The sequence below is a fragment of the Mesorhizobium sp. M0854 genome, from assembly GCF_040319815.1.
GTDB lineage: Bacteria > Pseudomonadota > Alphaproteobacteria > Rhizobiales > Rhizobiaceae > Mesorhizobium.
The window spans coordinates 1-9,185 of the sequence record NZ_JAMYOL010000060.1 but is presented as its reverse complement, the minus strand read 5'-3'; the positions used below and the strand labels follow the sequence as shown (position 1 = coordinate 9,185).

Below are 9,185 nucleotides of genomic sequence, written 5' to 3'. Positions count from 1 at the left end.
GTGAACAGCATCAATCTGTTGCAGGCCATCGCTGCCGCACGCCGGCCCAAATAGGCTTATATCAAATCCGCCAGCAATCGGCGCCAACCGATAAACGCTATGTTGAACTGATCTCGGTCGAGCGTACGGAGCCTTTCCATGTGCAATGACTACGAGCAGCACATCGCCTGGGCCGAATACTGCCGGATGATGGAATCGCTGGCGCTCAAAATCCCCAGCCATCAAACCGAATTGGATCTGCCGCAGGCGGATGACATCCACATCAACGACCCCGCGCCGGTAATGCGCGCCGCCGGCGACGCAATCGAACTGGCGTCGATGACGTTCGGCTTTCCCCCGGCCGGGCCAAAAGGCGGACCTGTATTCAACTTTCGCTCGGAGGGCCGGCAGTTCAGCAACAGCAAGCGCTGTCTCGTTCCGGCGTCGGCATTCTTCGAATTCACGGGAGCGAAATATCCAAAAACCAAGCACAGGTTCACGCTGAATGGCCATTCGTTCATGGCGATTGCCGGGCTGTGGCGCGAGGGTGTCGGCAACAAGCCGCCGACGTTCACGATGCTGACGACCGATCCGGGGCCGGATGTCGCGCCATATCACAATCGGCAAGTGGTTGTGCTGCGGCCATCGGACTGGGCGGCATGGATCCATCTGACGAAGTCCGAGGCTGAACTCATGCTGCCACTGCCGGAAGGGTCGCTCAGCGCGGAAACAGTTCGCGCAGGTTCCGAGTAGGATCCATCGGAAGACTGCGCGCGCTGAGCTACGGCCGCGCCGCATCGTCACGGCGATGCGCGCCATGCTCAGAACGAATGCCCGCGCGATATAAGCGCTTCAGCCCGGCTTGACGTAGCCGGCGGTGACCTCGTCTTTGTGGGCGGCGAAAGCTTCCAGGACTTCGGTTTTCTCAGGCTTCGGAATTTTGAAATGATCCAACGTCCGCCCGAGTTCGGCTGCGACCTCATCGAATTCCGCGGGGGAAATCCGCAGGTCGCGATGCGCCTCCTCGAGACCGAGCGGCGTCGTGCCGGGCTTGGTGGCGACGAACTTGAAGGGCCCGCCAGAAACGTCGCAGACCCACAGCGTGCGCATGAACTTAAGGCCGGGCAACCTTTCCAGGTTCTTGGTGTGCCATTTGCGCAGCTGCGGATTCTTGGACTTTTGGCCGACGATCGGGTTCCTCACGACGGCGTCGCTGAAATGATCGATCACCGCTGCGATGGCAAACACGCCGCCCAGCCGCTCATACAGACTTTTCTCGGATGTGGTTTTCTTCGTCTGCGCGAGCGCCTTGTCGACAGGCAATACCGACGTCGATGCGGCGGCCAGCGCCAGCGCGGCGACAACACTTCGTCTTGTGAGAGAAGTCGAAATTTTCATCCCTGGTTCCCTTCGAGGTTAGGCCAGAGCGAGCCGCAGCCTGTCTGGCGGGCTTCATGAAATGACATTCGGACACTTTGCCGTATTTTAGCATCGCCTAAAGAACTAACGAGCCCTTCGCCCGAATTATTCCGATTGGGCGGCATTGCCGTGGTCAACATGCGTCAAAAGGGGCGAAGGCCGCGCGGATGAGGAAGTGTTAAGCACGCGTCGCTGCACGCGGCAGAGGTCGCGAAGCCACTTCGGCCGCATCTGTGCCCCTGACCTTGGGCATTTTCCTTCTGTGTCGTGTTGTCGGCGGCAATCAGCCCCGGTAGGGGGCGTACAATCGCTTCCCGCGGCTTTGCCGGCTGCTTGCGGCCAATAGCCTGTGCTTTTCGAAGATCGCGAGCTTCTGCGGATAGGTCATCCGCACCTTGGCGTTGCACCCGTCGCATCTGAAGTGCGCGATTGTTCTTAGTGCAGAGCCCTTTCTTACCGCCGGATGCAAGCAATCCGGACATTCGAATGTGAGCGCGACATCCGATAAGTCTTCGGCTAAGCCCATTTCCGTCCCCTTCGCAAGCTCGGTGGCTACGCTCTGGCGATTCTCAACGGGCAATTCAGATGCCAAACGGCTGTGCCAAAGCGGGACTAGGCCAATTCGCCTCGGAACGCCCGCCAAGCTAGTGCGCCTTCTCTGCCCCTTTTGAGCGACGAAGAGACCTAACTTCCTCCAGCAGTTCGCGCTCATTGGTAGTCACGTTTCGGAAGATTGCGACAATCATCACCGCCAAGGCTTCGGCATCCAGGCTTAGAGGGTCAATGTGCTCATCTGCGCAAACCTGATCAAACACGCGTTCACAGATAGCCAAATCGTGAGGGCTGAGGCGAGTGCGATTGAAACGCCGGCGCGACATTTGCGAGCCTTCAACGCCCGCCGCCCCGTTGCAAAAGAAGCGGGCCTTGGCAAGAAACGCGAGTCGTTGAACGATTGTTCCCGGCTGCAAGCTTTGTTAAGCCGCCTGCAGCAGGGCAGACTGGAACGCCTTCCCCGCGCGCATCATGGCGCGTGCGAGCGGAGCTGTGCCTCGACCTTGGCATTTTCCTAGCATGGCGAGATGCTTGGCACCTCAGGCATTTTCGGGCGCCCGCCCGAACGGGGCTGGCCGCCATGCGCGGGCCGATCTTGGACGGCTGGACCGTTGGACTCACGTCAGACACAGTAGCCTGGGGGCAAGACTGCTTCGAACTCTAAACGGGGGCCGTCAGCTACCCATTTGACGACGCGGAGGAGCCACGCCTTGCGCTGCTGGCACTCGTCATCGCAGCCAATGCCACCGCGACACCTAGTTCCAACGCTTGAAAACTCTCCCTAGAGGGTTTGGCATCATGAACAGTCTTCTTTGGCGGCAGGCGCTTTAGCTCGCTCGAAACTTGGTCCGTGCCGTAAGTCGGTACATATGCTATAGCTAATATTGGGTCGAGGGGACGACCATGAAAGGGAGGACCAACCATGAAGCCGCATTCCCTCAGCGCCCGTCGTATTGGCCTGCTTATATTCTCGGTGTGTGCTTTCGGGCTGATGACGTCAGCCTCAATGCCCGCAGACAGCAAATTCGCCGTCGAGCCGGTGGTTGAGAAAAAGGTGAAGGAACTGCCCTCCGGACCGTTGTACTGGCGGCTGGATAATCTGCCAACGCTGGCGCAAGCCCAAAGCGTTGCGGGCCCGACCTCGCTTGCGGCCGAGGTCGCAGGCAAGGTCTGGCTGTTCACGCTTGGACCGAAGGATGGCTCTACGACCGGCGGAACCAAGGTCGTCGAGATCGGACCGATCCCTCCGATCAGCGCAAGCGAGTATTTGCTGCGTGTCAACCGCGCCGGTGGAGCGCCCGGCGTCAAGACGAAGATCCATACGCATCCGGGACCGGAGGCCTTCTATGTGCTGGCCGGCAAGCTCGGCCAGAGAACGCCCCACGGAGTGACCTATGCTGAAGCTGGCACGGCAATGATCGGACACGGGGCCAACACGCCGATGGAGGTGTTCAGCGCCGGCACAACCGATCTCGATGAGCTGGCCATCTTCGTGGTCGACGCCAATCAGCCGTTCTCGTCGCCGGCCAGCCTCGATTGAGGCGACATTTCCCGGGATGATACTTCCGCTCTCCACCTGTTGCAGACAGTCGGCGACCAGTTGACGCTAACAGGTGCATGCTGAATTCGATGGTGCTGCGAGAGAGGATTGAACTCTAGGTATCTATAATAAAATCAACTACTTACGATGAGTTTTGTAACATTGTGACGGGCGACAAAATGGCTGGGAATCACTTCTAGCCCGCGGTTCTGGCTGGACGCCAAAAGACCCGCCTCGCCTTTACTGTTTTCTCTCCAAGGCATTCTAGATCAAGCCTTCATTTGAATGCCTGGACCTTCACTGCGCCGTCAAGCACCAGGAACCGAAATACGTTTACGACGATCCGTATGCGCCGTGATGATAGATCAGCGCCGGGCCGGGCTCTCCACTCACCACATGCCGGACGCTGCCGAGGATCAGCGCGTGGCTGTGGCGAATAATAGTATCCTCAACCGTGCAGTCGACCGCGGCAAGCGCCTCGTCGAGTGCCAGTGCGCCGCTTGCAAGGCTGGACCAGCGAGCGCCCTCGTAGCGCGCCGACCCCTTCAGGCCACCGCGCCCGGCAAAGCGGTCGGCAATCGCGATCTGGTCGGCACGCAGCACATTCACGCAGAAATGCCGCTGCCGGCTGATGGCTGCCCAGGTAGACGAGTTCAGATTGATGCTGACAACCATCACCTCCGGTTCGACCGATAGGGAATGGGCGGTGGTAACGGTTGCGCCCGTCCGTTCGTCGCCAACACCTGCGGTGACCACGGAGACAGCTCCGGCCAGGTGTCGCATCGCAAATTTCAGGGGAACCCGGCTTTCCACTAAGGTTTCCACTAGGGGAACGCGTTCGGTCAGTGTCATCTGGATAGCCTCATCGTGTTTGCAGCTTCACGACGCCTTGCAACGCAACGCCGTTTGGTATCCCAACCATTGGTGAATTTCGGCGGCGATGCGCTCGGCATGTGCGGTGACTTCGGGAATTCCCATCAGTTCGCCGACGCTGCCTCGCGCCAATGGCCCGCTGACGAAAATGCTGTCGGTCGGGCGCCCGGATGTGCCGACCGCACGGCCTTGGCTGTCGGTCTCCAAACCAAGACCAATCGGGTCGAGCCGGACCAATCCCATCCGCTCGAGCGCCGCAATCGCCGTGTTGGTCCGCAAGATATCGGCGTGCGCCGGTCCGGTCGTCACGACCACACTGTCGAAAGCCTCGACAACGAGGCTGCGTTGGCCACGCAGCCGCTGCCTGACGCAAATGCGTCCGTCGACCTGTTCGGCGCCGACAATCGTTGCGGCGCGATAGGCAAGCTTGCCCTCGGCGACGCATCGATCGAGCACGTCCGCACCTTGCGGCGCGAGGCGGAAGCGATGCACGTCCCAGAGCGCACGAAGATGGCGTGCCACACGTCGCTGCTCGGCCAGCGGCAAGGCCTGCCAGATGGTTTGTCCCTGACGTCGGACGGCATCGAGCACCGGATGCCAGTCTTCGCCCCGACGCTTGGCATCAAGGATCGTTACCCGGATGCGCCTGAATAGTGCCGTTGCTCTGCGTGAAGGAAGGGTCGTGAAATCGCCAATTGGATCGGCCAGCATCGCGGCTTGGCCGCGCGAGCGATAGCCGTGGCGTGACTGCGCGACGATGTGGCCACGATGCCCCTTGCGGTCGAGCGTTGCAATCACGTCCGCCGACGTCAGTCCGGTGCCCACGACCAGGACACGGTCGTCGCGGCCGATCGCTTCCAGCCTCTCGAGATCATAGGGATTGGCCACCAGCCCGGCTGTGCCAGCCACGGACTTCAGGGGCATCGGCAAGGCCGGCGGCGGATGCGTCGTCGCAATCACCACGGCGTCGGCAGCGAGCGCCCCGCCATCAGCGAGGATCAGACGGTAGCCCTCGCCGGTGCGCTCGACCGATGCGACGGCGGACCTGACATGGCGGATCGTTTTGCTGAGAAGGAAGGGCCGGAGATGAGATTCCACATAGCGCCCGAAAACGCGACGCTGCGGGTAGAGTGCTCCGTAGGCGGCAATAGCCTCGGCATCGTCTACAATGGCTCTGGTCTGCTCCAGCCACTCGGCAAAGTGGCTGTCCTGGCCGGAGATCAGCGTCATTCTCGACGCCGGCACATTGATACGATGCGCCGGATCTGCCGTGGAGTAAGCCAGACCATAGCCGAGCCCCTCGCGGGGCTCGACGACCACGATATCGGATGCACCGGCCGGGAGCAGTCGCGCCAGATGAAACGCAGTCGCCGCACCTGAAAAGCCGCCGCCGACAATCGCTACGATCGGTGCGCTGGCGCTCAAGACTGGCTCGCGCGCAGCGCCGACGGGCGATGGTCGCCGGCCACGGTTTCGCCGAAGGGGCCCATGTTGACGGCCGTCTGCCGCGTTGAGATCTCGTGATCGAGTGGCAACTGCGGCAACACAAGTTCGCCGAAGCGATAGGCTTCCTCCAGATGCGGGTAACCGGACAGGATGAATGTATCGATGCCTATGCGCCGGTATTCATCGATCCGTGCCGCCACCGTAGCCGCATCGCCGACCAGAGCGGTGCCGGCGCCGCCACGCACCAGGCCGACACCGGCCCACAGATTCGGACTGATTTCGAGTTTGTCGCGACGGCCGCCATGCAGCCGGCTCATGCGCGACTGGCCGACGGAATCCATGCGCGCGAAAACCTTCTGCGCCTCGGCGATCGTCTTGTCGTCCAGGCGGCTGATCAGGCGGTCGGCATCGGCCCAGGCTTCGTCATTGGTTTCGCGAACGATGACATGCAGCCTGATGCCGAAACTCACCTGGCGTCCGGCCTTCTCGGCAAGGCCGCGCACATGGTCGACCTTTGCGGCGACGTCAGCCGGCGGTTCGCCCCAGGTCAGATATTTATCGATCTGCTCGGCGGCGACCGCATTGGCCGCCTCCGACGAGCCGCCGAAATATAGCGGCGGATGCGGCGTCTGCACAGGCGGGAACAGCAGCCTTCCGTCCTCGATGCGGAAATGTCTGCCTTCGTAGGCAACGGTCTCGCCGCGCAGCACGGCCTTGTAGATATCGAGGAATTCCCGCGTCACCTCATAGCGCACGTCATGGCTGAGGAAGATGCCGTCGCCCTTGTTCTCGACCGGGTCGCCGCCGGTGACGACGTTGATGAGCAGGCGCCCGCCCGAAATGCGGTCGAGCGTCGAGGTCATCCGCGCCGCGAGCGTCGGCGACTGCAGCCCGGGACGGACGGCAACGAGGAAGCGGAGCCGCTGCGTCAACGGCGCCAGCGCCGACGCCACGACCCAGCTGTCCTCGCAACTTCGGCCGGTCGGCAGCAGCGCGCCGTAATAGCCGATGGCGTCGGCGGCCTTGGCGACCTGGGTCAGATAGGGCAGGTCGACCGCCCTGCCCCCCTCGGAGGTGCCGAGATAGCGGCTGTCGCCATGGGTCGGAAGAAACCACAGGACCTTGATCCTGTCGGGGATGGCAGTGCTCATGAACAGTCCTCTATGACTTTACGGCGTTCTCGCTCAGCTCCAGGCGTGTAGCGGCGGATTGACGTCGTTCAGGTAATAGTTGCCGAGGATCGCGTATTTCCAGCGCACCGGATCGTGCAGCGTGTGGGTTCGGGCGTTGCGCCAGTGCCGGTCGAGATTGTGCTCGGCCAGTGTGGATCGCGTGCCGGCGAGTTCGAACAGTTTGTTGGTGGCGTTGATGGCGATCTCGGTGGTGAGGATCTTGGATTCGGCAACCGCGATCTGCGCTTCCGCCACGGTCTTATCGTTCGGATCGGCCACGGCGCGGTCGACCGCCAGCCCTGCCTTGTCCAGAACCGCCTCGGCCGCATTGGCCCGCAGGCGAAGGTCACCGACGGCCTGGATCGTGTAGGGATCCTGCCAGGCATGATCGACGCCGCTGTCGATCCACGCGCGCGACTTGGTGCGCACGAAGCTGACGGTTTCGTCGATCGCCGCGTTGGCGATGCCGAGATCGACAGCAGCCTGGATGATCTGGAAGATGGCGCCGTCGGCCGTCGGCCGGTCATAGCCCTTGTAGCCGGGGACGAGATGCGTCTTCGGCACTTTCACATTGTCGAGCAGGACTGTGCCGGACAGCGTCGTCTTCTGGCCGAAGCTCGACCAGTCGTCGATGACCGTCAGTCCGGGCGCGCCGCGATCGGCGATGGCATACCAGGCCCGGCCCTCGTCATCGAGCGCCACGATCGGCACCAGATGGGCGAGCAGCGCGCCGCTGGAATAGAATTTCTGGCCATTGACCACGACGTGGTCGCCAGCGTCGACGAATTTGGTCTCGAAGTCGGCCGCCCGCTTGGAGCCGAATTCCGAGAACGCGTTGCCGAACCGCGTGCCGGACAGAACTTCGGCGAAGAGCAACTGCTTCTGGGCCTCGTCAGAGACGGTGCGGATGGCGGCGACGACGCCGAGATGGTTCTGCGGAATCTGGCCGAGCGACGGATCGGCCGCCGAGATGATGGTGATCACCTTCGACAGCGTCACATAGGAGAGTTCCGGTCCGCCATAGGCCTTCGGCACGTTGATCGACCACAGGCCGCTCTGCGAAAACGCATCGAGCTCTTCCTTCGGCCAGATGCGCTCGCGATCCCGCCTGGAGGCGTCCTTGGCGAAGTCTGCGGCCAGTTTTTCCGCCACAGCGATCGCCTCGGCGTCGGTCTTGATGACATGCGCTCTGGCCGACGGACGCTCGACCGGGGCGACGGCGCTGCGGATATCGGACGGCTGCTTCGATTGGATGGTCATGCTGCGGTCTCCTGGGGAAAATGTTGCGATGGAAGCGGCGTGCCGCCGAGATAGTAGGTCTTGATGTCGTCGCGCTGGCGCAGGTCGGCGGCCGACCCTTCCAGCACGCTCTTTCCGTTTTCGAGCACGGTGGCGCGGTCGGCATATTTCAGCGCCACTGCCGAATTCTGCTCGGCGACAAGGATCGAAAGATCTTCGTCCCGATTGAGCCGCTTCAAAGCGCTGAAAATCTCGTCGACGATCAGCGGCGCCAGCCCCATCGAAGGCTCGTCCAGCACGAAGAGTTTCGGCCGCGACATCAGACCGCGGCCGATCGCCGTCATCTGCTGCTCGCCGCCGGAGGTGAGGCCGGACCGGGTTCGCCGCTTCTCGGTGAGCCTGGGGAAAAGCGCATAGACGCGGTCGAGGTCGGCCTTGACGCCGGTGCGGGAGGACGAACGCCCGAGCGCGCCGGTCAGAAGGTTCTCCTCGACCGTCAGCGAGCGGAAGCAGTGTCGGCCCTCGAGGACCTGGACCAGACCCTTGCGGACGAGGTGAGAGGGGCTTGCCCTGGAGACATCCTCGCCGTCGAAAGTGATCCGGCCAGCGGTAACAGTGCCGCGCTCGGCCGGGAGGAGATTGGATACGGCGCGTAGCAGCGTCGTCTTGCCGGCGCCGTTGGAGCCGAGCAGTGCGACGATCTCGCCTTTGCCGACCGACAGGTCGACACCGTGCAGGGCGGCGATGGCGCCGTTGTAGACGGCCTCCACGCGACTGACCGACAGGATCGGATTTTCCGGGCTGGACATCGATGACTCCGCAATAGGCAGGAAATCGCGGGCCGGCCCGGGGGCGGGCGCGCGGGGTTTGTGGGTAGGTTGGGGGCCAAGGCATGGGGGGTGTGGGGGGGGGTGGATTTTTTGGACTGTATATGTTGTTAGGGCGGTGTGTTTTTAAAAAAAACG

9 protein-coding genes are annotated in these 9,185 nt (G+C 62.3%); 2 read left to right on the top strand and 7 right to left on the bottom strand.

The features are described 5' to 3' along the window. Positions 1-138: 138 nt before the first annotated feature. Positions 139-732 carry an SOS response-associated peptidase gene (locus NKH99_RS32290; RefSeq protein WP_352457048.1) on the top strand — a complete coding sequence of 198 codons (594 nt, stop codon included), beginning with the start codon at positions 139-141 and terminating at the stop codon, positions 730-732. 99 nt (positions 733-831) lie between these two features. Here NKH99_RS32290 and NKH99_RS32285 read toward each other — a convergent pair whose 3' ends face one another. Both NKH99_RS32285 and NKH99_RS32280 read right to left on the bottom strand, forming a co-directional pair. After that, positions 832-1,377: a group I truncated hemoglobin gene (locus NKH99_RS32285; protein WP_352457047.1), complete on the bottom strand. Its 546-nt coding sequence runs from the start codon at positions 1,375-1,377 to the stop codon at positions 832-834. Between the two features lie 665 nt (positions 1,378-2,042). Then, a complete protein-coding gene (locus tag NKH99_RS32280) occupies positions 2,043-2,366 on the bottom strand; it encodes a hypothetical protein (RefSeq protein WP_352475073.1) in 324 nt (107 codons plus the stop codon). 506 nt (positions 2,367-2,872) lie between these two features. Between NKH99_RS32280 and NKH99_RS32275 the strand changes: the two genes are divergently transcribed. Further along, positions 2,873-3,490, top strand: coding sequence for a cupin domain-containing protein (locus tag NKH99_RS32275; protein WP_352453637.1), 618 nt, complete (start codon positions 2,873-2,875; stop codon positions 3,488-3,490). Positions 3,491-3,823: 333 nt separating this feature from the next. Here the strand turns inward: NKH99_RS32275 and NKH99_RS32270 are convergent, their stop codons facing one another. The 5 genes from NKH99_RS32270 to NKH99_RS32250 are packed head-to-tail and all read right to left on the bottom strand — an operon-like array spanning position 3,824 to position 9,029. Further along, positions 3,824-4,342 carry a flavin reductase family protein gene (locus tag NKH99_RS32270; RefSeq protein WP_353017897.1) on the bottom strand — a complete coding sequence of 173 codons (519 nt, stop codon included), beginning with the start codon at positions 4,340-4,342 and terminating at the stop codon, positions 3,824-3,826. A 27-nt stretch (positions 4,343-4,369) separates the two neighbouring features. Further along, positions 4,370-5,788 carry an FAD/NAD(P)-binding protein gene (locus NKH99_RS32265; RefSeq protein ID WP_353017895.1) on the bottom strand — a complete coding sequence of 473 codons (1,419 nt, stop codon included), beginning with the start codon at positions 5,786-5,788 and terminating at the stop codon, positions 4,370-4,372. Next, complete coding sequence (gene ssuD, locus NKH99_RS32260) at positions 5,785-6,960, bottom strand: FMNH2-dependent alkanesulfonate monooxygenase (RefSeq protein ID WP_353017893.1); 1,176 nt, start codon at positions 6,958-6,960, stop codon at positions 5,785-5,787. Before ssuD ends, NKH99_RS32265 begins: the two co-directional genes overlap by 4 nt. 33 nt (positions 6,961-6,993) lie before the next feature. Then, positions 6,994-8,241, bottom strand: a complete 1,248-nt coding sequence (locus tag NKH99_RS32255) for an SfnB family sulfur acquisition oxidoreductase (protein WP_353017891.1) — start codon at positions 8,239-8,241, stop codon at positions 6,994-6,996. Then, the gene (locus tag NKH99_RS32250) at positions 8,238-9,029 is read right to left on the bottom strand and encodes an ABC transporter ATP-binding protein (RefSeq protein ID WP_352475067.1); all 792 of its coding nucleotides are present in this window, start codon (positions 9,027-9,029) and stop codon (positions 8,238-8,240) included. Before NKH99_RS32250 ends, NKH99_RS32255 begins: the two co-directional genes overlap by 4 nt. Positions 9,030-9,185: the final 156 nt, after the last annotated feature.